Here is a 24499-nt window from a genome sequence, read left to right on the forward strand (position 1 = left end):
AGGTTTGACTACATCCTCCGGCTGTCCCAAGCTCATCGGCTGGCGCGCACCGCGGCACGCCGATTCAACGTTGGAGTTTTCGACCATGCCTCAAGCTGTAACCCCCCTCAGTGCCCATCCGCTGTTGCCCGGTGTCATAGAACTGGCTCACCGCGCCGGCGAAGCGATCCTGCCGTTCTGGCGCGCGGATGTTGCGGTAGAGGTCAAATCCGACGATTCGCCCGTTACGGCGGCTGACCTGGCCGCTCACCACGTCATCGTCGCCGGGCTGACGGCGCTGGCGCCGGATATTCCGATCCTGTCTGAAGAAGACGCTGATATCCCTCTCAGCGTGCGCCAGGGCTGGCAGCGTTGGTGGCTGGTCGATCCGCTGGATGGCACCAAGGAGTTCATCAGCGGCAGCGAAGAATTCACGGTCAATATCGCCTTGGTGGAGCAGGGTCGGATCGTGTTCGGCGTGGTGTCGATGCCGACCAATGGCCGTTGTTACAGCGGTGGCGCTGGGCTGGGCGCGTGGCGCAGTGAGGGGGATGGCGAGAGCAAGGCGATTGCTGTGCGCGACCAGCCTCCAGCAGGCAGCCCTCTGGTGGTGGTCGCCAGCCGCCGTCATTCGAGCCCGGAACAGGAGCGTTTGCTGGAGGGGTTGAAGGCCGATATGGGGGCGCTGGAGCTGGCCAATATCGGCAGTTCGCTTAAATTCTGCCTGCTGGCCGAAGGTGCTGCCGATTGCTACCCGCGGCTGGCGCCGACCTCGCAGTGGGACACTGCTGCGGCGCAAGGGGTGCTGGAAGGGGCGGGCGGTGAAGTGCTGGAAGTGGACGGTTCGCCGTTCCGCTATCCGGCTCGGGAATCGCTGTTGAATCCGTTCTTCATGGCGTTGCCCGCAAAGGCGCCGTGGCGTGAGGCGTTGCTCAAACATCTTTGAATCTATCGGTGTGCCTGCGGGCCTGTTCGCGGGCTCCCCCGGGTGTATGGCTCAGCTGCGGCGCGCACTGTGGGAGCAAGGCTTGCCCGCGAAGAGGCCCGTCGCTTCACCGCACTCTTTCAGCGGTGCAACACATACTGCCCGCTGAAGCGCACGGCATCCTCGTCGCTGCCCTCATTGCTGATCCGCGTCTGTAGCGTGATCCGCGCCCGGCCACGGCGCTGGTAGGTCGTGATAAACCGCTGCCACACCGCCGCTTCGGGCATTTCACAGTGGGCGATGCCAGCGCCACGTACCGCCTGTGGATAACTGATCTGGCCTTCCTGAATGACGACATGGCCGTCTTCGATGCCGGCATCGCGCAAGCTCAGGTATAGCCATCCCCATCCCACCAGTACGGCACCGCAGTACAGGCTGCCGCCGAACATGGTGTTTTTATGGTTGACGTTAGGCTCCAGCGGCAGTCGCAATCGTAATGCGTGGGCCTCCCAGCTCAAGACCTGCATCTGCATGTCGGCGGTGAGCGGGATATCGTGGTGCAGCACCTGCTGCAAGTGTTCGACAGGGTTCATCAACGGGTTTCCTGGCTCATGAGTCCGAGTCCTCGCCACTGGCGAAGGTCAGGCCGTGTTTGCGCAATTTGTCGTGGAGGGTCTTGCGGGGCAGGCCCAAGGCTTCGGCCAGGCTGCGCATCGAACTGTGGGGGCGGGCCATCTCGGCGGCGATCAGTGAGCGCTCGAAGTGTTCGACTTGCTCGCCCAGCCCGCCCTCGATAACGCTCGGGACACTGCCGGGCGGTTCGTTGACCGGTACGTCGAGTTCAAGCTCCAGTCCCAACGCGAAACGCTCAGCAACGTTTTGCAGCTCCCGCACGTTGCCTGGCCAGCTGTGGCGCAACAACAACGCGCGCTGGCCGGGGCCCAGGGAATGCGGCAACAGGCCGTGGCGATCGCTGGCAGCATCGGCGTAATGCTGGAACAGCATCAATACATCTTCGCCGCGTTCACGCAGCGGCGGAATGCGCAGATTGGCGACGTTCAGGCGGTAGTAGAGGTCGGCGCGGAAGCGCCCTTGATCGGCAGCGTGGCGCAAGTCCTCCTTGGTAGCGGCGATCACGCGGATATCGAGGCGGATCTGCTGATTGCCACCCAGGCGCTCGACCACTCGCTCTTGCAGCAGCCGCAGCAGTTTGACCTGTACGTCGAGGCTCATGCTTTCAATTTCATCGAGGAACAAGGTGCCGCCATTGGCGAATTCGAACTTGCCGATACGGCGCTTCTGCGCGCCCGTGAACGCCCCAGGTTCGTGGCCGAACAGTTCGCTCTCGACTACCGACTCGGCCAGCGCCCCGGCGTTGATTGCTACGAAAGGCCCGCCACGGCGATTCGACAGGTCGTGCAGGGCTCGCGCCACGACTTCCTTGCCGGCACCGGTTTCGCCGAGGATCAGCACGTCGGCCTTGGTCGCGGCCAGGGCGCCGATCTGCTCGCGCAAGCGCGTCATCGACGCCGACTGCCCCACCAGGCGCGTGCTCAGTGCCTGGCGATCACTCAGGGCCAGGCGCAGGCTGCGATTGTCGAGCACCAGGCGGCGCAGGGCCAGGGCGCGCCGCACGCTGTCGAGCAGGGCATCGCTGGCGAAGGGCTTTTCCAGAAAGTCATAGGCGCCGGAACGCATGGCCTGCACGGCCAAGGGCACATCGCCATGGCCGGTGATCAGCAGCACGGGCTGCTCGGCATCCTGGGCGTGCAGTTGTTCGAGCAATTGCAAGCCATCGATACCCGGCATGCGGATATCGCTGACCACTACCCCCGGCCAGTCACGCTCGATACGTTCGGCGAGGCCGCGGGCGTCGGCCAGTGGCAGGATTTTCAGGCCGGCGAGGTCGAGGGTCTGGGTCAGGGCCTGACGCAGGTGTTTGTCGTCATCGATCAATACCACTTGGATCTGGCTGTCGATGATCGGCTCATGGCTCATACCGAGAGATCCTCTGGTGGTTGCAGATTGACGCCCGGTGCGCCCGCGCGCAGGCGCAGGGTCAGGAGGGCGCCGCCCTGGGGGTGATTGGCCAGGACCAGTTCGCCGCCCAGAGCGCCGATCAGGGTATCGCAGATCGCCAGCCCAAGGCCAAGGCCCTGGGTGCGGGTCTTGGTGGTGAAGAATGGCTCGCGCGCGCGCGCCAGGGCGACGCTGCTGAAGCCCGGCCCATTATCGCGAATGCTCAAGTTGATACCTTCGGCGGTCTGCTCGGCGCTGATCCACAGGCAGCGCGGGTTCGCTTTCTCGGTCAAGGCGTCGAGGGCGTTGGCCAGCAGGTTGCCGAGGATCTGCCGCAAGCGGGTTTCCCCGGCTTGTACCCAAAGTGTGGCGTCAGGCACATCGCGGATCAGTTCCACGGCCATGGCCCGGCGGCGCTTGCCGAGCAGTGCCAGGGCATCATCGAGTGCCGGTTGCAGGGCCACGCTTTCCGGCGCGTGGTGGTCGCGGCGGGCGAATGCGCGCAAGTGGGCGATGATCGAGGCCATGCGCCCGGTCAGTTCGTTGATCAGCTTGAGGTTGCCGCGGGCATCGTCGGTACGTTGATGATCGAGCAGCACTTCGGCGTTCTCGGCGTAGCTGCGAATGGCGGCCAGCGGCTGATTGAGCTCGTGGCTGATGCTGGCTGACATGGTCCCGAGCACCGACAGCTTGCCCGCCTGGACGAGTTCGTCCTGGGCCTGCACGAGGTTTTGCTGGGCCTCTTCGCGGATCAGTACTTCCTGTTTCAGTCGGCTATTGAGGCCTTCCAGGGCGCTGGTCCGTTCGATCACGCGCTTCTCCAGCTCGTGTCGGGCCTTGGTGTCGAAGTTGATGCGGTCCAGGTAGTGACGGCGGCGTTGCATCATCAGGCCCAACAATAGCATCAGCACCAGCAGGGTAGCGCCACCGACGGCGACCACCGTGCGGACAGGGCGATCGATCAGGGTGCGGGGCGCAAGGATACTCACGTCCCAACCGGTTTCGCCGATGCTTTGGGTCTGGGTGACCCAGGCGCCCGTGTCGAGGCGCAGCGGTTGCGGGTCGCGGGTCGGGTAGGGCTGCACTTCGGCGATGCTCTGGCGCTCGCTATCGCTGAGCGCCCTGGTGGCCTTGAACCGCCAGTCGGGCCGCGAAGTGAGGATGACCACGCCGTTGTTGTCGGTCAGCAGCAGTTGCTCGGGGGTGTTGCCCCAGAGCGTTTCGGTGTGGTCCAGGTCGACCTTGACCACGAACACGCCGATCACCTGGTTGCCTTCTCGCACTGGCGCGGCGAAGAAATAGCCGCGTTTGGCCGAGGTGGTGCCCAGCCCGAAAAACCGCCCCATCTGCCCGGCGAGGGCATCTCGGAAATACGGGCGGAAAGCGAAATTGCGCGCGATGAAGCTGTCCTTGTGATCCCAGTTGGACGCCGCCAGGGTGAGGCCTTTGGTGTCCATGAGGTACATCACTTCGGCACCGGTCTGGCGCGCGATGGCCTTGAGCAAATGGTTGGCGTTGTCGACGGTGGCTGCCGAGGCAGGGGTCGCCAGGGTCTGGCGCAGGGCGGGCAGGTCGCCGAGGATCTGCGGCAGCGTTTCGTAGCGATGCAGGGTGCCTAGCAGGTTGGCGACGTAGAGATCGAGGGTCTGGCGATTCTGGCTGGCGAGCTCGCTGCCATAGTACCGCTCGGCCAGGCGTTGCAACGGCCACAGCAAGGGCGCAAGGCAGATCGCCAGGATGGCGAGGCTGCGCCAGCGAGGCCGGCGCGGGAGAATAGGGGTCTTGTTCATGGAAAGCCGGAGAGGTAGCTGCGAGATGCAAGCTTCCAGCTTCAAGCTTCAAGCCGCAAGCTCTAATGCTTGCAGCTTGCAGCTTGCAGCTTGCAGCTTGCAGCTTGCAGCTTGCAGCTTGCAGCCTCAGGCCAGCTCGGCATCCTGCAACAGCTTGCCGAGTTTATCCTTGGCAGACAGTTGCGGCTCCTGACTCAGCTGCCAGTCGATGTTCAACGTCGGGTCATCCCAGCGGATGCAGCGCTCGGCACTCGGCGTGTAGTAGTCGGTGGTCTTGTAGAGGAACTCGGCGGTGTCGCTCAGCACCACGAAACCGTGGGCGAAACCCGCCGGAATCCACAGCTGACGGCAGTTCTCGGCCGACAGCTCGACCCCGATCCATTGGCCGAAGGTCTTCGAGGTACGGCGGATATCCACAGCGACGTCCAGTACAGTGCCCTGCGTCACGCGTACCAGCTTGCCCTGAGGGTTTTCAATCTGGTAATGCAGGCCGCGCAGCACGCCCTTTTGCGAGCGTGAGTGGTTGTCCTGCACGAACTCCACGGCTGCACCCGTCGCTTCACGAAAGGCCGCCGCATTGAAGCTTTCGTAGAAAAATCCGCGATCATCGCCAAATACTTTCGGCTCGATGATGAATACATCGGGGATTTCACATGCAATAGCTTTCATCGTTTCTCTCCGGCCAGGGCGAACAGGTATTGGCCATAGCCAGTCTTGCCGAACGCCTTGGCGCGGACCAGCAGTTGTTCGCGGTCGATCCAGTCTTGCTGATAGGCGATTTCTTCAAGGCAGGCGACTTTCAGGCCCTGACGATGCTCAATGGTCTGCACGTACTGGGAAGCTTCCAGCAGGCTGTCGTGGGTCCCGGTGTCGAGCCAGGCGAAGCCGCGGCCAAAGCGCTCGACGCGCAGATCGCCGCGCTGCAGGTAGGCGTTGTTGACGTCGGTGATTTCCAGCTCGCCACGCGGCGATGGCTTGACCGCCTTGGCGATCTCGACCACATCGTTGTCGTAGAAATACAGGCCGGTCACGGCATAGCTGGATTTCGGCTGGGTGGGCTTCTCTTCGATCGACAGGGCGCGACCGTGCTCATCGAAATCGATGACACCAAAGCGCTCTGGATCCTTGACCCAATAGCCGAACACCGTGGCGCCCGGCCCGGCATTGGCGGCACGCTGCAACTGATCGCTGAAATGCTGGCCATGAAAGATGTTGTCGCCGAGGATCAGGCACACCGGGTCGTTGCCGATGAACTCCTCGCCAATCAAGAATGCCTGCGCCAGGCCGTCCGGCGCGGGTTGTTCGGCGTATTGGATGTTTACCCCGAACTGGCTGCCATCGCCCAGCAACTGACGGTATTGCGGTAGGTCGACAGGCGTGGAGATCAGCAGGATCTCGCGGATACCGGCCAGCATCAACACCGAGATCGGGTAGTAGATCATCGGTTTGTCGTAGATCGGCAGCAGTTGCTTGGAAACACCCAGGGTGATGGGGTGCAGGCGAGTGCCGGAGCCGCCCGCCAGGACGATACCTTTGATCATGCGAGCAGATCCTTGTGTTCGGTCATGCCAAGGCGTTGGCCTTGATAGCTGCCATCCTGAACGCGGCGGCACCACTCGAGGTTGTCGAGGTACCACTGGACGGTCTTGCGCAGGCCGCTCTGGAAGGTTTCTTCCGGGACCCAACCCAGCTCGCGCTCGATCTTGCCGGCATCGATGGCATAGCGCAGGTCGTGGCCGGGGCGATCCTTGACGAAGGTGATCAGGTCGGCATAGTGGGCCACTCCGGCCGGGCGCTGAGGCGCCAGTTCTTCGAGCAGGGCACAGATACCGCGCACCACGTCGATGTTTTTCTGCTCGTTGTGGCCACCGATGTTGTAGGTCTCGCCGACCTTGCCTTCGGTGACGACCTTGAACAGCGCGCGGGCGTGATCTTCGACGTACAGCCAGTCGCGCACTTGCAGGCCATCGCCGTACACCGGCAGCGGCTTGCCGGCCAAGGCGTTGAGGATCACCAGCGGAATGAGTTTTTCCGGGAAGTGATACGGGCCGTAGTTGTTCGAGCAGTTGGTGACCAGCACCGGCAGCCCATAGGTACGCTGCCAGGCCCGGACCAGGTGATCGGACGCCGCCTTGCTGGCCGAATAGGGCGAGCTGGGCGCATACGGGGTGGTCTCGAGGAACAGGTCGTCGACGCCGTGCAGGTCGCCGTACACCTCATCGGTGGAGATATGGTGGAAACGAAACGCTTCGCGCTCGGCGGTCGGCAGTGTCTGCCAGTAGGCGCGGGTGGCCTCGAGCAGGCTGTAGGTGCCGACAATGTTGGTCTGGATGAAATCCGAAGGGCCATCGATGGAGCGATCGACGTGGGACTCCGCAGCCAGATGCATGATCGCCTGGGGCGCGAAGCGCTCAAGTACGGCGCTGACGGTCGCCTGGTCGGCAATATCGGCCTGCACGAACTCATAGCGGCTGTTGCTGGCAATCGCAGCCAGGGACTCGAGATTGCCGGCATACGTGAGTTTGTCGAGGTTGAGGACTTCGTGTTCGGTGTTGCCGATCAGGTGACGCACTACGGCCGACCCGATGAAGCCGGCACCGCCTGTAACCAGAATTCGCATGTAATCGCCTTCTTCCTTAGCTGACTGTGAAGCTATTCGCCGCATAGATTGTGGGCAATGATCAAGCGAAGCAAGCGGCAGTCGTCTCAAACTGTAAGTGCTGGGTTTCCTTGCTGACAAATTGGCACTGATAACTATAAAGCCGCTGTCGGACTTGCACCGTTCGCCCGCTCACGGCGATATTGGCGCCTGAAAATCGCCGAGGTCATGCCATGCCGCTCACTACGCTGATGCACCGTTCCAGTTTGCCGTCGCCGCAGGTCGACCCCGAGCAGGCACGGCGCTTGTTGCGCGAGCATTATGGTCTGGACGCCAGCCTCGAGCGGCTGGGCAGCCAGCAGGATGTCAACTTCAGGGTAGAGAGCAGGGGCAGCGACGGTGAAGTACAACGCCACGTACTGAAAATCTGTCATGGCAGCTACGCCGCCAGCGAACTGCTCGCCCAGCATGGCGCATTGGCGCGCCTGGCCGAGCGCGGGTTGCCGGTACCCGGTGTAGTCGCTGCCCTGAACGGCGAGTCGTTACTGTCACTCAGTATCGACGGCCAGCCGGTGCGGCTGCGCTTGCTGGACTATATAGAAGGCAGCTCGCTGACCAAGCAGGCCTGGGTCGGGCCGCCACAGTTTGCGCGGCTGGGGCGTGCCTGCGCCGAGATCGATATCGGCTTGGCGGATTTCCAGCATCCCGGCCTTGACCGCACCCTGCAATGGGACCCGCGCCATGCGCAACCGTTGATCAATCACCTGCTGCCCGTACTCGCCGACCCCGTGCGCCGTGCCCAGGTCGCGCGGGCCAGCGATCAAGCGGCGCGACATCTGCACGCCTTGTTGCCCAGCCTGCCGGTTCAGGCGGTGCATCTGGACATCACCGATGACAACACCGTGTGGCAGCGCGACGTGCAGCGCCAATGGCAACTGCAGGGCATCATCGACTTCGGCGACGTGCTGCGTACCTGGCGTATCGCCGACCTGTCGGTCACCTGCGCGGCGCTGCTGCATCACGTTGCGGGCGAGCCGTTCGCCTTGCTGCCGGCCATTGCCGCGTATCACGCCGCCAATCCGCTGCAGGTCGAAGAACTGCGCGCGCTGTGGCCGATGATCGTGGCCCGAGCGGCGGTACTGGTGGTGAGCAGCGAGCAGCAGTTGAGTGTCGACCCCGGTAACGCCTATATCCGCGCCAATCTGCAGCATGAATGGGAAATCTTCGAGGTCGCCACCTCGGTCCCCTTCGAGTTGATGGAGGTGGCGATTCAGCAGTGCGCGGGCCTGGCGCCGCGACTGCCTGCGCCGTTGCCGATGTCCACGTTGCTGCCGACGCTCCAGATCGAGGATGTGCGCCGGGTCGATCTGGGCGTGCTGAGCCCGTGGTTCGAAGCGGGCAACTGGGAGACGCCGTTGATCGACTCGCGGATTCTGGCCGAGCAGGCGGGGAGCGAGGGTGTCGCCAGTTCGCTGTATGGTGAATATCGATTGTCCCAGACCCGCATCGACTGCGCCGTGGCGCCGGCCACCTGTGCACTGCATGTCGAATTGCACTTGCCGCCGGGGAGCGCGGTGCACGCGCCTTTCTGCGGGGTACTGGAGGCCGTGGAGCCCGACGGACTGCGTTTGGTGGGCGACGGTGCCAGCTTGTACCTGACGGGTGTGCAGGTATCGACCGACGAGGCGGCGGTCAATCGCGGCGTCGCCGAGGGGCAGTACCTGGGCCGCAGCGAAGGCGTGGTGCGGGTGCAATTGTGCCGCATGGCATGGATCGCCCCGCCGTTGTTCACCACGGCGCTGCGGGCCCGCGCCTGGCAGGCCCTTTGCCCTTCGCCCCAGGCGCTGCTGGGTTTTGATTGCGATGCCCCGCCGGCGGTGGACGCCCAGCGCCTGTTGCAGCGCCGCGATGCCAGCTTCGCGCGCTCGCAAAAGCATTACTACCAGGCGCCACCGCACATCGAGCGCGGCTGGCGCAACCACTTGATCGACATGCAGGGCCGTTCTTATCTGGACATGCTCAACAACGTAGCGGTGCTCGGCCATGGGCACCCGCGCATGGCCAGCGAGGCGGCGCGGCAATGGTCGTTGTTGAATACCAACTCGCGCTTTCACTACGCCGCCATTGCCGAGTTTTCCGAGCAGTTGCTGGCACTGGCACCGACGGGGATGGACCGGGTGTTTCTGGTCAACAGCGGCACCGAGGCCAACGACCTGGCGATTCGCCTGGCCTGGGCCGCCAGCGGCGGGCGCGACATGCTCAGCGTGCTGGAGGCCTATCACGGCTGGTCGGTGGCCACCGATGCGATCTCGACCTCGATCGCCGACAACCCGCAGGCACTCAGCACCCGGCCGGACTGGGTGCATCCGGTCATGGCGCCTAACACCTATCGCGGCAAATGGCGCGGCGCCGAGAGCACCGGCAACTATGTCGCCGATGTGGAGGCCATCCTGGCAGGGCTGAGCGGGCAAGGCCGCCAGGTCGCCGGGTTCATCTGCGAGCCGGTGTACGGTAACGCGGGCGGCATCGCTCTGCCGCCCGGTTATCTGCAACAGGTCTATGCCCGCGTGCGAGCACTGGGGGGCGTGTGCATCGCCGACGAGGTGCAGGTCGGCTATGGCCGGCTGGGCGAGTACTTCTGGGGTTTCGAAGAGCAGGGCGTGGTGCCCGATATCATCACCCTGGCCAAGGGCATGGGCAATGGCCACCCCCTTGGCGCGGTGATCACTCGGCGGGAAATCGCCGAAGCGCTGGAGGCCGAGGGGTACTTTTTCTCCTCGGCGGGAGGCAGCCCGGTCAGTTGCCGCATCGGCCTGGCGGTGCTCGACGTCATGCAGCAAGAGCAGCTCTGGGACAACGCGCGTGACGTCGGCCGGCATTTCAAGGCGCGATTGCAGGCGTTGACCGATGATTATCCGCTGGTGGGCGCCGTGCATGGCTCGGGTTTCTACCTCGGGCTAGAGCTGGTACGGGATCGCCAGACGCTGGAACCCGCCACGCTGGAGACCGCCGCGCTGTGCGATCGCCTGCTCGATCTGGGGATTTTCATGCAGCCGACCGGGGATTATCTGAATATCCTCAAGATCAAACCGCCGATGTGCACCACCCGACAAAGCGTCGATTTCTTTGTGGACAGCGTGGCCCAGGTGTTGTCAGAAGGCCTGTAGCAGGAGGCTTGCGCCCGAAGTTCTCGGACTCACCTCGAAACTCGTGAAGGGCCATGGATCTTTCGGGGGCAAGCCCCCTCGCACACGGCTGTTTTAAAGCCGATATTTATCGGTTATAAGGTGGCTATTATTTGCTCAACCCTTCGCTGGAGATCTCGCCTGCCATGACCACGCTTACCAGCACGCCCCGCGCCGATGGCTTTCACATGCCCGCCGAATGGGCACCGCAGACCCAGATCTGGATGATCTGGCCCGAGCGCCCAGACAACTGGCGCCTGGGTGGCAAGCCGGTACAGGCCGCCCATGTGACGCTGGCCAAAGCGATCGCCCGTTTCGAGCCGGTGACCGTGGCCGTCAGCGCAGCGCAGTACGACAACGCCCGCGCTCGCCTCGACGTGCCGAATATCCGCGTAGTCGAAATCAGCAACGACGACGCCTGGATGCGCGATACCGGGCCGACCTTCGTCATCAATGACAGCGGCGAAGTGCGCGGTGTGGACTGGGGGTTCAACGCCTGGGGCGGGTTCGACGGTGGCTTGTACAGCCCGTGGAACCGCGATGAGCAACTGGCCAGCAAGGTCATGGAAATCGAGCGCTGCCCGCGGTATGTCACCGAAGGCTTCGTGCTCGAGGGCGGCTCGATCCATGTCGATGGCGAAGGCACGCTGGTGACTACGCAGGAGTGCCTGCTCAACCGCAATCGCAACCCGCATTTGACGCGCGAGCAGATCGAAGCGGTGTTGTCCGAGCACCTGGCGGTGGACAAGATCATCTGGCTGCCCGACGGCCTGTTCAACGACGAAACCGATGGCCATGTGGATAACTTCTGCTGTTACGTGCGCCCTGGCGAAGTGTTACTGGCCTGGACCGATGATCCCCAGGACCCCAACTACCCGCGCTGCCAGGCGGCGATGAAGGTGCTGCAAGCAAGCAAGGATGCCAAAGGCCGCTCTTTTATAGTGCACAAGATGCCGATCCCGGGCCCGCTGTATGCCACTGAAGAGGAGTGCGCGGGGGTCGATCTGGTCGCAGGTTCCCAGGAGCGCAACCCCAGTGTCAGGCTCGCCGGGTCCTATGTGAACTTCCTGATCATCAATGGCGCGATCATCGCCCCGAGCTTCGACGACCCGCTCGACGAGACCGCCAGGGCCCTGTTGCAGCAGCTGTTTCCAGAGCATGAAGTGGTCATGGTGCCTGGCCGCGAGCTCCTCCTGGGGGGCGGCAACATTCACTGCCTGACCCAGCAGCAGCCGGCCCCCGCCCGGGCCTGAAGCTGACGAGTCGATCAGCCCGCCACGGTTCGCCGTCGCGGGCTTTTTTGTCTGCGTGGTGTTACCCGGCGGCGCGCTGGCATAGCTCTTGTATTGTCTTTGATTCAAGGTTCATGTTCGAACGCGTCGCGGTTCTGTCATGAAGTCTCCGTATTTTGGCCACTCTATCTGGGAGAGTGACTTTATGAACCCAAGCAACATGAGCGTGGCACGGTCCTCGGTAATCAATGGCGTGTCGATGCAGCTTCTGGCGCATTGGCTAAGACGTAATAGTCATGAGCACCAAACGAGCGGCCATAACCTGCGCCAGCAAATGGCGGCGCGGTATCCGGTCGGTCTGCTCACTGACGATGAGCTGGACGCCTTGCTGGGCGCCGCTTGCCGCTGAAACCGCAGGATGCGCGCAGGCTTTGCCTGGCGACCTTCGGTCAATGTTGACTGTTACATCAGGTAATTCATCCCTTCCCCGCCAGCCCCGCAGCAAATTGACACCCCCCTGACCCGCCGCTAGGATTCCCGCCTCGCCTGCGGTCCTGGCAATCTGCGCTTCACTTTTCAGCTCGCCCATCGGCGAGCTTCGTCGTTTTCGATACGGCGGCGTGCCTGGGAGGGCAGCGGTAAAAGGTGGCGCGGCAGGGCAGACCCACGAGGTCGCCGCAGACGTATAAAAAAATATCAAAATAGGGACACACACATGTTCAACACAAGGATCTGCCTGGTTGCACTGGGCATCATGGCGGCCACTCAGGCCGTCGCCAGCGAGCAATCCGACTCGAAAGGATTCGTTGCCGACAGCAGCCTGAACGTACTGCTGCGTAACGCCTACATCAATCGTGATTACAAGAACCGGCCGAGCGACGAGAAGGACAAGGCTGAATGGGGTCAGGCCTTCATCGGTACCTTCAGCTCGGGCTTCACCCAGGGCACTGTGGGCGTTGGTGTCGATGCTTTCGGCTTGTACGCGCTGCGTCTGGACGGCGGCAAGGGCAAAAGCGGTGCCGGTGGCATCGACTTCTTCAAGCAGGACAGCAACGGCGATGCCGCTCGCGACCTGTCGCGCGCCGGTGCTGCGATCAAGTTCCGGGTATCCAACACCGTGCTGAAATACGGCGACATGATGCCGTCCCTGCCGCTGCTGCAATATGACGACTCGCGTCTGCTGCCAGAGAGCTACACCGGCACCATGATCACCTCCAAGGAGATCAAGGGTCTGGAAATCAACGCCGGTCACTTCACCGAAGAAGCGCGCAAGAGCGCGACCGGTCGTGACAGCGGTGGCCTGAAGCAGATCGACGTCTTGGGCGGCAGCTATACCTTCAACGACCAGCTCAAGGGTTCGCTGTATGGCATGAACGTCCAGGACATCTACAAGCAGCAGTACCTGGGCCTGACCTACGTACAGCCGCTGTCCAAGGATCAATCCCTGACACTGGACTTCAATGGCTATCGCACTGACCTGTATCGCGACTTCGCCGCGACTCAAGGTGGCGACACCAACCGTATCTGGAGCCTGGCGGCCACTTACACCACGGGCCCGCACTCGTTCACCCTGGCTCACCAGCGCAGCAGCGGCAACGCTGGCTACCCGTACGGTGGCTACCAGAACAACGGCGGCGTGGGTAACGGTGGCAACTCCATCTACCTGAGCAACTCCTACTGGTCGGACTTCAACGGTGAAGACGAGCGCTCCTGGCAGTTGGGTTACGGTCTGGACTTCAACACCTTCGGCGTGCCTGGCCTGACCTACAAAGTCGCCTACGTGCGCGGTGACAATATCCACACCGACAATGGCAATGGTTCCGAACGCGAAATCTTCAACCAGCTGCAATACGTCGTGCAGAGCGGTGTTGCCAAGAACCTGAAACTGCGTGCGCGTAGCTCGTTCCTGCGGGTCGACAACAGCGTTCAGGATTACAACCACGGCGGTAATGAATACCGTCTGTTCGTGGAATACCCGATCAGCATCTTCTAAGGCTGTCGCGGTATGCAAAGGCGCCACCCCCTTACCGGGCTGGCGCCTTTTTCATGCTCGAAGAGTTCATGCAGGACCGGTATGACTTTAAAGAATTTGTAAAAAATGCCCGCTTTGCTCAGGTACGTGAGGATTTGTTGTTTTGTCAGATTGCCGAGCCTGGGGTGAACTAGGGGCCAGGTTTGCGGCTGCCTCATCAGACCCGCAACCGTCCATGTCGGACTTTCTCGGCTACGGACACTCTCACCAGGAGATCCACCATGAAAACTTCACATGTCTTTTTTGCCCTTGCCCTGCTGGGCGCCTCTGCAGGCGCCATGGCTGAAGACGGTGCTTCGCGTGTCGACAAGCAGATGGACGATGCTCGCACGCTTGCCATGCAGCACTACGACGCCACCCACGACGCCTCCCAAGTCGCGCATCAGGACTCTCACGTTCAGCCGCCCCAGAGCGATAAATCCACCCAGGTGGAGAACCAGCAAGGCTGATCGAGCGTCGTTTGCACACAAAAGGGCCCGTCATCACTGACGGGCCCTTTTTTCATGGAGGGGGCAGGGTAAAACAAGCTTCACTTGGCGCCGACTCACTTCGGATCGCCAGCATCATCAGGTTTGGCGCGCAGGCGTTGACGCGTGGGGCAATTGCATGGAATCTTTGCGGATCGACGCCACGGAAGGCCGATGTCGCAACGGAGTTGTTTTTTAATTATTTTTATTTTGTCTGGAAGCCCATCGATGAAGCGTTTGATCGCCCTGCTGGCCCTTGCCGCCGGCTTGCACCTTGCCCCCGCTATTGCCGATGAACAAGGCTCGCCTAAACAGATCACTGAGGCCTTCTACAAGTGGTATGTGAAGAGCCTGGCCGATAATAAAGTGCCGCTGGACGATGATGTCGAGCATCTCAAAGGCTTCGTCGCCGAGAGCTTGATCAAGGACCTCGATAAACAGGCCAAGAGCGAAGACGGGCTCGAAGAAGACTACTTCATCAAGTCCCAGGACTACGATGACTCCTGGCTGACCAGCGTCAAGGCCGCGGACCTCGGCACCAAAGGCGCCACCGCCAAAGAAAGCGTGGTACTGGGCACCACCGAAGACAACGCCCAGCGCTTGACCGTAGCGCTGAGCAAAGGCAAGGACGGCTGGCGGATCACTTCTGTAGAGATCGTGCCGGAAGACTGATCAGCACTGAGCGCTTTTGGCCGACGCCGGGACATCGAAGAGTTTGTCGAAGCAGTACTGGAAGACAAACGAGTAGATCAGGAAAAACCCCAGCAATGCCACGTCGGTCAACACTGCCTGCTGCACTGAAATATCCAGCCACCAGGCAATAAATGGAATCAGCAACAGCGCCAGTCCGCCTTCGAATCCCGTTGCGTGCATAGCGCGGCGCATGAAGTTGCGAGTGCGCTGGCGCTGGCGGGCCTCCCAATACTCGAACATCGCGTTATAGGCCACGTTCCACACCAGCGCGAATGCCGACAGCAACAGTGAGAATACGCCCGAATACCGCAGATCGCTGTTATAGACATAGGCGATCGCGGGGGCGATGAACACCCAGGCAATGGCTTCGTAAGTGACGGCTTGAAAGACTTTTCTGACCGGGCCTTGCATTGGATCTCTCCGTGGCGTGTTGTCTGGCCGCCACTATTGCTGCGCTTCCCGGCCCCGAGCAATTCAGATAAATTCAGTCCGGTTGAATTGATTTCATCCGAGAGGTATTCCGTGTTTTCCAAGTTGCCACTCACTGCGCTCAAGGCGTTCGAAGCTGCGGCCAGGCTATCGAGTTTCAAGCTCGCGGCCGCCGAACTGGCAGTGAGCCCATCGGCGGTTTCTCATCAGATAAAGGCGCTGGAGCAATGGCTGGGGCAACGCTTGTTCGAGCGTGTCGCCAAAGGCACGCTGTTGACGCCGACGGGCTCGGCGCTATTTAGCCAGGTGCATGATTACTTCCTCGGGCTTGACCGAGCCCTCGAACAGTATCGGCCCGCAGTGGATAAAGTCGATATCGTCGTCACCACCACTCAGGCGTTCGCCGCACTTTGGCTGATTCCACGGTTGGGCAGTTTTTATTCCATTCATCCTGGTATCAACGTCAAGGTGGAAGCCACTAACGATGTGGTCGATCTGCTTCGTGACGGGAGTGTGGATGTAGCCGTGCGTAATACAGACAAACCATGGACGGGCCTATATCAGCGGCCATTCATTCAAGAGCGGTTTGGCGTGTTCATGGCTTCTCAGGCGGCGTGCGCGGTGGAGGAGTTGATCGACGTGGCCTGGAGTGCCCCGCAAATGGCCGTGGTGCACTGGCAGCAATGGTGCGAAAAAGCCGGCTGCATGCATTGGCTGACCGATTACAAGGTCCGTCACTACGAGGACGAACACTACGCCTTGCAGGCCGCCGTGGCAGGGCAGGGCTATCTGCTGGCCAGTGATGTACTGGCGCAGGACAGCGTGCAGCGCGGACTGTTGAAGCCCTATCGAGCGGATGTGATGCTGGACGGTTACGACTACGTCGCCCTCTGCCGGCCGGGGCGGGAGCGCCAACCCGCCATCCGCAGTTTTCTGGACTGGATTGCGGGCGAGGCGGGCGTCGTTTAGTCGCTGAACCTCACCTGCGCCAACGCCTTGAACGCCGGCTTGGCAAACCAGTAACCCTGCATCAGGTAGATCCCGCAATCGCTGAGAAAGGCCCGCTCTTCGGCCTGCTCGATCCCTTCGGCGATGATGCTCACGCCCAACTCGCTACACATCGACACCACCGCGCGCACGATCGACTGACGCACACGATCACGATGAATGTCACGCACCAACGCCATATCGAGCTTGATCAAGTCCGGCTGAAAATCCGCCAGCAACGTCAGCCCCGAATACCCCGCGCCGAAATCGTCGATGGCCGTCTTGAAACCGAACTGGCGGTATTCGCGCAGGATATTGGTCAAATGGCCATTGTCCCCCACATGCTCGCTCTCGACTGTCTCGAAAATCAGCCGATCAAGCGGGAAGTTGTGCGCGCGAGCCGCCTCCAGCGTACTGCGGATGCACAGCTCGGGGCGATACACCGCGTTGGGCAGAAAGTTGATCGACAGGTGCTCGGCCATGCCCAACTGCGCCGCCGTGGCGATCGCCCGCGTGCGGCACATCTGGTCGAATCGATAGCGGTTCTGATCGTTGACCTGCTCCAGCACCGATAGCGCGCCCTCGCCATTGGGGCCGCGCACCAGCGCTTCATGGGCAAAGACCGAGTGATCGCGCACATCGACGATCGGCTGGTAGGCGAAGTCGAAATCCAACTCCAGTTCCGGATTGCTTCTGCAGCCCTGGCAACCGCCGGGCGATGTCAATGAAGGGGGGAAATCTGTCACGTCACACTCCACAAAGTCGGGCGCCACTGTCGATGGCGGACACCTTTGACAGTGTATCGGCCAGGGCGCCCGAAGCTGCAACCCGGAGCGGATGGACGGTGTGTTGTGGTGGTAGCCCTCGCAGATGTGGCGTAACCGCTGCGGGCATTCGCTAGTGGTTTGGCCAGGGGGTTGAAGCGCTCAGGAATACCATCAGATCGCCAATGCCGGCCGGGTTGGCGATGGACGCGGGTTTACAGCACCCAGCGCATTTCATCTACCGCCTTGCCGAGCTTCTCGCGCAAGGGTTCAAGCAGGCAGCGCAGGCAGTCTGCATCCAGCTTGCGATCGTACGCGGCTTCCATCATTTGAATGACCAGGGTCAAGGCGCCGTTGACGTCGGCGGTGGTCTGGATGGCGTTGTCCAGCGTTTGCAGGTCGGTGTCCAAGGCGGCGAGTTGGTGCAGGATTGAGCCCAGGGCTTCGTGGGGCACGGGGTTGGCGGCGGTGGCGTAGGTGGAGAGTTGGGTGTGGATGTTTTTTGGGGTTGATAGGGCGGTCATGGTGCGTCTCCTCGCTGATGAGCGCTCTTCAGCGCATGAGATTCTGTTCGGGGGGAGGGCGGCCTTTGCGATAGCGAGAACAAAATCGAGTGGTTTTAGGCTAAGGATGTCTTAGTACTCCGTCAATCGAAATCTAAGATTCTCTTAGCCTTTTAGCGGCTAAAAAATGAGCACGTTCAGCAAACGATTGAAGGAAGCGAGGCTTGCAGCAAAGATTTCCCAGGAGCGATTGGGGATCGATGCGGGGATTGAGCCAGCGTCGGCCAGTGCGCGTATGAATCAGTATGAGACTGGGAAGCACGCGCCTAACTCGTCGACGGTGGCCCAGATCGCCGTAGCGCTGAATCTGCCGGCTGCGTATTTCTATAGCGAGGATGATGACGAGGCGCAGATGCTGGTTTTGTTTCACCGGATGCCGGTGGAGCGGAGGCGGGAAGTGCTAGCGGGTTTGGGGACGGTGGAAAGTGGCGGGTGATTTTGGGAAAAATCCTTGGTGTAGATAGCCGGGTCGGGGGTAGCCCTCCAAGTTGTGTAAAAAACAGCCGTCTGCAGGCTTGCCCAAATGTGATTTTTACGCCAATGTAAAGACAAATGTCTTTACAGCGAGGATCGTCCCATGGCGTCCATTAACATCCGTGTCGATGACGACCTCAAAGCGCGTGCTTACCACGAGCTGGAAAAACTCGGCGTTACCCCTTCCGAACTGATGCGCCAAGCCCTGCAGTACGTAGCCGAGCGCGGCCAGCTACCTTTCAAACCGGTCCTGATGACCGAGGACGATGAAGCCTTGATCGCGACAGTGCGCGAGCGCATGGCCAATCCCCAGCGGGTCAAGGTTTCACTAGATGACCTATAGCCTCGAATTCGATGCGCGAGCGTTAAAGGAGTGGCACAAATTGGGGGATACCGTGCGCCAGCAGCTCAAAAAGAAACTGGCCACGATTGTGGTCAGCCCGCGCATTGAAGCTAATCGTCTGCATGCCTTGCCGGACTGTTACAAGATCAAGCTGCGCAGCAGTGGATATCGGCTGGTTTATCAAGTGATCGACCAGGAGGTCGTAGTGTTTGTGGTGGCGGTTGATAAGCGCGAGCGGGAGCTGGTCTACCGCAAAGCGGCGGAGAGGTTGAGTTAGCAATTGTCTAACGTGTGGGTAAAAAGCATCTTGAGCAGAGGTGTGTGAAAATGGTCGAGTGGTTTCGACACCGGAGTTTCATGGCCGTCACTCGGAACTCGGTGGCGGCACCATGAATCGAAAAACATTTTAACTATCTGATATATATGTTTTTTATCAATAGTTTATTAGCATCCTATCTCTAAAAATATCCTTTTCTCCGGAGTCTCTTGATTAGTGATAGAGGGGTAAAGCCAGAATGGGACCGATTTGCCCTTCAGTGCATGGCTGCCTCTCATGCTTTCCTGAATCTAGGGGCTCTCTCTTCAACCACGGTAAGCGACCGCAACCGACGAGATAATACCGTTGCGGGACGGCCGCTATCCGCCGATTGTGTTAAAAAGGTCGGCGTCGGTTTCCACGTCAGAAAAGTGGGCGTCTGAGATTAAAATCCGTGTCTAGCGCAGAAGGTTTAGGGCCCAGATTTGATGGGCCGACGTGCAAAAAAGGCGCTTTCATCGCTGAATGCATGGGTAGCCAGGCCGGGTCGACCTTTTCAATACAATCGGCCAAAAGCAGGCAGATGAAAACAGAACTACTCATATCCCTTCTCCTTTTAGGCCTACTGACTAGCCGACAGTTTAGGCCAAGCCACTAAAGGAACCATTTATACTGCCTTGATGATCACCATCATTCAGATCAAATATCTCCCACCTCTTCAATAAATGCCACAAGCGCCCCCCGCTCCACTCCGTTGTAACGCCATTCGTCCAGAGTGCGAATCATCGCGATATCCTTGGATGGCTTGCACAAATCAACGAACTGAACCGGTAATTTTGCAGACTCTTCCATGTAATGCTCGACGTGTCGGCAAAACGCGTAGATCCACATAGCGACCTCTAGCGAACAGTCCCACTTGTTCCAATTCATCGTACTGGCCAAGGGTTGCTGTACAATAGTACGCGCTTTCTTAAAAGTCTTAAGTAAGCCGTCGAATGCATTTTCCTGAGTATCGAAAGAACTCCTCGCTAGAAGAAATGCTGCGATTTCCGTAGTGCGACCTTCGCGCGGACGGTTAAAGCTAACGGTTTTGCCTAGTAACTTTTCGTCCAAGTACGAGTGCAGCTCTTTCATCCATGTACTTGATAGTTCTTCCGGCGTTACTCGGCCCTCTTCCAAGAGTGGCACAATCACCTCTGCAAACAACCAAGGTTCAGACCATCCTAGCTCACGCATGTGACCGCGTAGGCTCTCAACAAGAAATTCCGCTTCTTTCTTGTCTAGCTTTGATGGCAATGTATCGTAGAGTGCATGCCGGACAATACCAACTGACTCCCCGCTACCTTTCTTCAATGCTAGACCACTTAGGAGCCAACACATCATCCGAATTCTTGTCTGCCGATCAAATGATGTAAGACTCACTATTGCCTGCTTCGCCCCGTCACCATTCTTGGACGCCTCTCTCAGACTGGCCAACCCCAACCATTTGAGAAGGCCGTTTGCGCTCCGCAGCAAACAATCCCTTTGTTCATCCTTAATCCCGAAAGCGATTGCGAGAGAAACCTCACCAACAATTTGACTCAATAGGGAAAGCTTAATGGCATCTCTGTGGTGCTGTTCTTTGTCGAGCGTGATCGCGCAGCGCTCTGACAGTTTCACCAGCTTCTCTGGTACGCTATGCCACAAAATCTTAATCGCGTAGACATCCGCCCATGTCAATGCCTGATACTTAATCCGGTAGCGGAAGTGCTCATGGGAATACGATCCGCGAAGAAAGCTTTCCAAATCCTGCTGAAACAAGTGTGGCTGAACCGACTCAAAAGAAGTGTCGGTTGCCACGTCGCTGATCCGCGAGAACGCACTTTTGAGCGAGCCTTCAAGGAAGTCGAAGAACGCATCTTTCTGCCCGCAAGCAGCGTCCCATGGTGAATCTCCATGAGGTGAATGCGCGAGTATCTCAGCCACGATCTCCCATCGCTGTTGAGAAGCGTCTTCACTCGTACTTAGGCCACTGACACATGCCTCAAAATCTAGAGTCTCAGGAACGCGTAAAGACTCGCCATCGAGTAGATTTAGTTCTGCCAGTCGAACACGCAGCTCCTCGCCATGCATGTCCCGAAGCGAAGTATTCCCTGTCCAAGTCGAGAGGACCGTTCCCGTCAAAGCCCAATCCAGAAAAACCAACCGCTCGCTCCGTTTTCGAACAGTCTGTTCCAGACGTTTAGAATCGAAAATGGGCTCTATGTACTCCCCATCCGCGCTCGTTCCATTTGCAGCTCTCGATATCAATCGAGTCGCATATTTGGAGACTTCATGTAACGCATCCGTGGGGATTGGAGTAATCAATAACGGATGATCTTCGTTCGCCTTCTGAATTGAGTTCGAAAGATTAAAACCCGCAACGGGAAGGCCCCTCCGGTCGACTATGAGCATATATCGATCATGTAAGGCGCCCGGCTTGACACCGAAGATCTTGAGGTCAATCCGCTGTGCCAATGCTTGGAGCTTCTTGCAGCTCGCGAGTAGGTTGTCGATACGACTTGGATCTGGATCATCGCCGTTATCGGCTTTTTTTGTTTGAGTTGATTGTATCGTCGGCGGAACTGTGGTGAAGATTATATACTCCCCTTTGTCGGACGCATTAGGGAAAAATAGGCCTATCCCAGCGTCTTCGAAGTAGGGGTCGAAGAAAATTATTTGATGGTTTCGGTACTCCGCGAACTGCTGCTTAATCCATTCTACAAATTGTAGGCGCTCGGTACCGTCGCCCTCGCTTAGGCGACCGAAGAATCGCGCTTCAGACCTCGGCGGATGTAAAATACTAACCAATTCACTTATATTTCGGTTGGCCACCACCCAAGGGTCTGCCTGTCTCCCGCCAACTGTTGAGAAAAATCCTTCGTGACCGTGATTAATTGTTTGCGCGGCCTTTACCCTAGGCGTCCCTCGCAGCTTTTTCTTTAGTGCGTTGTCTAGCCAGCCTAACTTGACTTCTGCGCTAGAGCCTCCTACGGCATGTCCTGATATCGCGATTTCTCGAATGTAATGATTCTTCCAGTTGCAGCACAACGTGGCGAAGACGTCTCCATTCTTCATTCCATATATTTCGACTTCTACCGAATCAGCGATATCCCAATAACTTTCCGGTAATTCGAACATGCACTCTATGACGTCCGGTGCTACTTTATCGACTGAAGTAATGCTGGAGAATATGCGCTGTCCATTATTCGTAATTTGGGCTTGGATAAGAAATTTCGAAAAGCCTGGCAGTTGCGTTAGATTTAGTTTGACCGCAAGAGTCTTGCGTCCATTTGCCCACGACACACCCAAGAGTTCTCTCTCGTGGTCGTCTAGGGTCGGGAAAACGAGCAACTCCAAATCGCCGAAGCGTGTCGCATCCTTGGCAGCGAAATCCAGACCGGTATCAGCGTTCATCCGTTTAACGAGGAAGCGCGCCATTTCCTGGTCAAGGCCTTGTCCAGTTGTGAACAGTTGCTCTTTGTTGACGATTGTAATCGCGGCACTAAACGCTGAAGCACTACCGTGAGGGCTTTGTGGGCCGATATGCTCATGCGCATCGCGATTTAATAGCAATGCCGCTGGCCTGCATACATACCTATCGCTAAAGCTGAAATTCCCTATGCGCCGTTCTAGCGAATCCGACAGCTTAAGGCTGAGCGAGTTACTGACTTTCTTAATGTCGTCTCCTTTTACAAGCCTACCCAGCAGTTCACCTACTTGATCGCTATCGAAGTAGAGTGTGGCGCGAATTACCTGAGCGCGACAGTCACCGACAACTTCAAGCTTCTCGTCACTGGACGCGCTCCATGCTCCTGAGGAAAAGCTATACGGAAGGAGACGGCCGTAAACAAACCGATTTTCCACGCTACCGTCGGTTTGAATTTGCGCGATCCAAATTTGCAAAGCGCACGCGCGCCCGGGCATGGAAAACAATCGACCGAGCCTAATGTCCTCCATCAAGTCTTTTAATTCGATTGTCATTTTCATTCCTCAGAAAGTTTTTTCTATGCCGCTCTCTAGTGGTGAGCACATGCGGGCGAGATGGTAACCGAGGACCCAGAACTAACTGGTTGAGTCGATAAGTGCTCGGACGGGTGACTCTGGATCGCTTTCAGCCCTCCGTGACAGGCAGCAATCGGCGAAAGTTGGAAGTTTGAGCCTTAGAATTACGGGCCTGCCGCTTCTACTAAATCCTTGCTGTCTGCGTCATACTCAAATTTCGTTAGCTCAGATTTTAAATAGTCATCATTGAGAAGTTTCATGAAGAAATTTTGGGACACCTTTGTATCCAAGATGATCTGAGTATCAGCAGCGTCAATCTTGATTTTTTTACTTAAATTCTGATGCTGTTTAATGAACTGAATGATTTGATCGTTAGCGACAGTGTCAAGCACCCGAGAGTGCGAAATCGCTCTGATGACTTTGCGAGCGAATGTTAAGTCTCCGTGTACAGTTATCCTTTCCTCTAGAGCTACAGCGTCCTTAACAATGTTGCGCGCGGTGAGCGTAGCTAGTTTTACAGTAGCATCAGCCTTCACTGCTTCCTTAAAGCCGAAGAATTTCTCAAGAACTTTGAAGTTTGTGACGAATACATTGACTCCGTCATAAACAAAATCGATGATATGTCCCATCCGGATGATATCTTGGTCGAGCTTCTCAAAGCGATCTTGAGCTATACCTGCACGCAGCAAGCTGAAACCATTTCTGCGATAAGTATTTGTAGGGTAGTGATGCTTATAGATTGACAAGCTTTCATTTCCATTCCCTAGCACGACTACTATGGCTTTTAAATCTGTGATTGAGTCATTCGCATGATTGAAGTTGTGAATGGTTGCGGGCGCATCAAGCGTCTCTTTTAGTACTTCCAGCTGAGGTGGCAAGACTGGAAGATTATAGCGAAAAATTGCATCCTGGCGTAGGTCAATCGCTGTGAGATCTCGCAAGACATAATCTGTCTCAAAGAACTCAAGAATCTCTAATTTTAACTCCGCAGTCAGAGCCAGCTGAGCATCGTGCGACAGTTCAACTTTTCGACAAACAAACGCATCATTTACTCTCAAAGTGAAGAACATGATACCTACTGTTTGCGGATCATTTGCCAGATTTTGCGCGGTCAGTTTTAATGCATCTATGCTCATGCCTTCCTTCCACATACGAATTTTTCGTCGATTGTCGTAAATACTATCTTGTCCAGCTCGCTGATACGCTGAGTTGTGATCATCACCTTGCTGACCCCATCAACCTCAAGTTTGTATAACCTGAACCCGAGTATCGCCAAAGTTGGATTGGCGTAAAATTTATCTGTTTTGACGTAGATCTGGCCAATTACAAACAATAGAATGAATAGGGCAATAATATATCTAACATTATCCAAATTAAAGCAAATCAGTGGGACGATATAGGTTGTAAGGAAGGTAAGGTGTTCATAGCTCAGATCCTCCACTTTTTTTGCAACAACCGGCAGCCCCACATTTGCCTTTGTTCTGTATATGAATCGGGAGTAACAAATAATTACAATTCCGATGAAGATCAAAGAAATTATAGGTAGCACATTGGTTTGAACAAGCTTAACCGTTCCCACGTAATGGCAATCCGTACCAAAACAAGTTGGAATGTCAACTTTCACTACGACCATCAGCACAAACAGAAGCCAGAGCGATATTATGTAAAGCTCAAACTTCATTATTTCTTGGCGAAACTGTAGCTGTCTTTCCTGACTTTTCATCCCACCCCCGTTCCTT

The 24499-nt window shown here is 58.2% G+C and carries 23 protein-coding genes; 11 read left to right on the plus strand and 12 right to left on the minus strand.

What is annotated here, in order from left to right; all coding sequences use genetic code 11:
* Window positions 1-85 precede the first annotated feature (85 nt).
* Window positions 86-925 (plus strand): 3'(2'),5'-bisphosphate nucleotidase CysQ, encoded by an 840-nt coding sequence (cysQ, locus tag LIX93_RS11160; protein WP_226504097.1) that lies wholly within the window; start codon window positions 86-88, stop codon window positions 923-925.
* 119 nt (window positions 926-1044) lie between these two features.
* Here cysQ and LIX93_RS11165 read toward each other — a convergent pair whose 3' ends face one another.
* The 6 genes from LIX93_RS11165 to rfbB all read right to left on the minus strand — a co-directional run bounded on the left by LIX93_RS11165 (window position 1045) and on the right by rfbB (window position 7333).
* The gene (locus LIX93_RS11165; RefSeq protein WP_226504098.1) at window positions 1045-1497 is read right to left on the minus strand and encodes a YiiD C-terminal domain-containing protein; all 453 of its coding nucleotides are present in this window, start codon (window positions 1495-1497) and stop codon (window positions 1045-1047) included.
* 16 nt (window positions 1498-1513) lie between these two features.
* Window positions 1514-2902 carry a sigma-54 dependent transcriptional regulator gene (locus LIX93_RS11170; protein ID WP_226504099.1) on the minus strand — a complete coding sequence of 463 codons (1389 nt, stop codon included), beginning with the start codon at window positions 2900-2902 and terminating at the stop codon, window positions 1514-1516.
* Entirely contained in the window at window positions 2899-4713 is a 1815-nt protein-coding gene (locus tag LIX93_RS11175) for an ATP-binding protein (protein WP_226504100.1), read from the minus strand. The genes LIX93_RS11170 and LIX93_RS11175 overlap by 4 nt, the downstream gene beginning before the upstream one ends.
* A gap of 126 nt (window positions 4714-4839) precedes the next feature.
* A complete protein-coding gene (gene rfbC, locus LIX93_RS11180; protein WP_226504101.1) occupies window positions 4840-5382 on the minus strand; it encodes a dTDP-4-dehydrorhamnose 3,5-epimerase in 543 nt (180 codons plus the stop codon).
* Entirely contained in the window at window positions 5379-6254 is an 876-nt protein-coding gene (rfbA, locus tag LIX93_RS11185; RefSeq protein ID WP_226504102.1) for a glucose-1-phosphate thymidylyltransferase RfbA, read from the minus strand. Before rfbA ends, rfbC begins: the two co-directional genes overlap by 4 nt.
* Window positions 6251-7333, minus strand: coding sequence for a dTDP-glucose 4,6-dehydratase (gene rfbB / locus LIX93_RS11190; protein WP_226504103.1), 1083 nt, complete (start codon window positions 7331-7333; stop codon window positions 6251-6253). Before rfbB ends, rfbA begins: the two co-directional genes overlap by 4 nt.
* 212 nt (window positions 7334-7545) lie before the next feature.
* On the opposite strand from rfbB, the gene LIX93_RS11195 reads away from it, so the two are divergent.
* From LIX93_RS11195 to LIX93_RS11220, 6 genes are all read left to right on the plus strand, one after another.
* A complete protein-coding gene (locus tag LIX93_RS11195; protein ID WP_226504104.1) occupies window positions 7546-10479 on the plus strand; it encodes an aminotransferase in 2934 nt (977 codons plus the stop codon).
* A 164-nt stretch (window positions 10480-10643) separates the two neighbouring features.
* Window positions 10644-11750 carry an agmatine deiminase gene (gene aguA / locus LIX93_RS11200; RefSeq protein WP_226504105.1) on the plus strand — a complete coding sequence of 369 codons (1107 nt, stop codon included), beginning with the start codon at window positions 10644-10646 and terminating at the stop codon, window positions 11748-11750.
* 184 nt (window positions 11751-11934) lie between these two features.
* Complete coding sequence (locus LIX93_RS11205) at window positions 11935-12138, plus strand: hypothetical protein (RefSeq protein WP_226504106.1); 204 nt, start codon at window positions 11935-11937, stop codon at window positions 12136-12138.
* A 306-nt stretch (window positions 12139-12444) separates the two neighbouring features.
* Window positions 12445-13722 carry an OprD family porin gene (locus LIX93_RS11210; protein WP_226504107.1) on the plus strand — a complete coding sequence of 426 codons (1278 nt, stop codon included), beginning with the start codon at window positions 12445-12447 and terminating at the stop codon, window positions 13720-13722.
* Window positions 13723-13982: 260 nt separating this feature from the next.
* Window positions 13983-14210 carry a co-regulatory protein PtrA N-terminal domain-containing protein gene (locus LIX93_RS11215; RefSeq protein ID WP_226504108.1) on the plus strand — a complete coding sequence of 76 codons (228 nt, stop codon included), beginning with the start codon at window positions 13983-13985 and terminating at the stop codon, window positions 14208-14210.
* 246 nt (window positions 14211-14456) lie between these two features.
* A complete protein-coding gene (locus tag LIX93_RS11220; RefSeq protein WP_226504109.1) occupies window positions 14457-14900 on the plus strand; it encodes a DUF3828 domain-containing protein in 444 nt (147 codons plus the stop codon).
* Here LIX93_RS11220 and LIX93_RS11225 read toward each other — a convergent pair whose 3' ends face one another.
* Window positions 14901-15332, minus strand: coding sequence for a PACE efflux transporter (locus LIX93_RS11225; protein WP_226504110.1), 432 nt, complete (start codon window positions 15330-15332; stop codon window positions 14901-14903). It lies immediately after the preceding gene.
* A 111-nt stretch (window positions 15333-15443) separates the two neighbouring features.
* Between LIX93_RS11225 and LIX93_RS11230 the strand changes: the two genes are divergently transcribed.
* Complete coding sequence (locus LIX93_RS11230) at window positions 15444-16319, plus strand: LysR substrate-binding domain-containing protein (protein ID WP_226504111.1); 876 nt, start codon at window positions 15444-15446, stop codon at window positions 16317-16319.
* Here the strand turns inward: LIX93_RS11230 and LIX93_RS11235 are convergent.
* Complete coding sequence (locus LIX93_RS11235; RefSeq protein WP_226504112.1) at window positions 16316-17083, minus strand: EAL domain-containing protein; 768 nt, start codon at window positions 17081-17083, stop codon at window positions 16316-16318. The genes LIX93_RS11230 and LIX93_RS11235 overlap by 4 nt on opposite strands.
* Window positions 17084-17316: 233 nt before the next feature.
* Window positions 17317-17625, minus strand: coding sequence for a DUF1484 family protein (locus LIX93_RS11240; RefSeq protein WP_226504113.1), 309 nt, complete (start codon window positions 17623-17625; stop codon window positions 17317-17319).
* Between the two features lie 166 nt (window positions 17626-17791).
* Here LIX93_RS11240 and LIX93_RS11245 point away from each other — a divergent pair, with 166 nt between their 5' ends.
* From LIX93_RS11245 to LIX93_RS11255, 3 genes are all read left to right on the plus strand, one after another.
* Window positions 17792-18100 (plus strand): helix-turn-helix transcriptional regulator, encoded by a 309-nt coding sequence (locus tag LIX93_RS11245; RefSeq protein WP_226504114.1) that lies wholly within the window; start codon window positions 17792-17794, stop codon window positions 18098-18100.
* 141 nt (window positions 18101-18241) lie between these two features.
* Window positions 18242-18481 (plus strand): type II toxin-antitoxin system RelB/DinJ family antitoxin, encoded by a 240-nt coding sequence (locus LIX93_RS11250; RefSeq protein WP_226504115.1) that lies wholly within the window; start codon window positions 18242-18244, stop codon window positions 18479-18481.
* Window positions 18471-18758, plus strand: a complete 288-nt coding sequence (locus tag LIX93_RS11255; RefSeq protein ID WP_226504116.1) for a type II toxin-antitoxin system RelE/ParE family toxin — start codon at window positions 18471-18473, stop codon at window positions 18756-18758. The genes LIX93_RS11250 and LIX93_RS11255 overlap by 11 nt, the downstream gene beginning before the upstream one ends.
* Window positions 18759-19436: 678 nt before the next feature.
* Here LIX93_RS11255 and LIX93_RS11260 read toward each other — a convergent pair.
* The 3 genes from LIX93_RS11260 to kwaA form a co-directional block, all read right to left on the minus strand.
* Entirely contained in the window at window positions 19437-22739 is a 3303-nt protein-coding gene (locus LIX93_RS11260; RefSeq protein WP_226504117.1) for a VPA1262 family protein, read from the minus strand.
* Window positions 22740-22924: 185 nt separating this feature from the next.
* On the minus strand, window positions 22925-23896 hold the full coding sequence (kwaB, locus tag LIX93_RS11265) for an anti-phage protein KwaB (RefSeq protein ID WP_226504118.1): 972 nt from the start codon (window positions 23894-23896) through the stop codon (window positions 22925-22927).
* Window positions 23893-24483 (minus strand): anti-phage protein KwaA, encoded by a 591-nt coding sequence (kwaA, locus tag LIX93_RS11270; protein WP_226504119.1) that lies wholly within the window; start codon window positions 24481-24483, stop codon window positions 23893-23895. Before kwaA ends, kwaB begins: the two co-directional genes overlap by 4 nt.
* Window positions 24484-24499: the final 16 nt, after the last annotated feature.

The organism is Pseudomonas sp. MWU16-30317, from assembly GCF_020515695.1.
In the GTDB taxonomy this organism is placed as follows: Bacteria; Pseudomonadota; Gammaproteobacteria; order Pseudomonadales; family Pseudomonadaceae; genus Aquipseudomonas.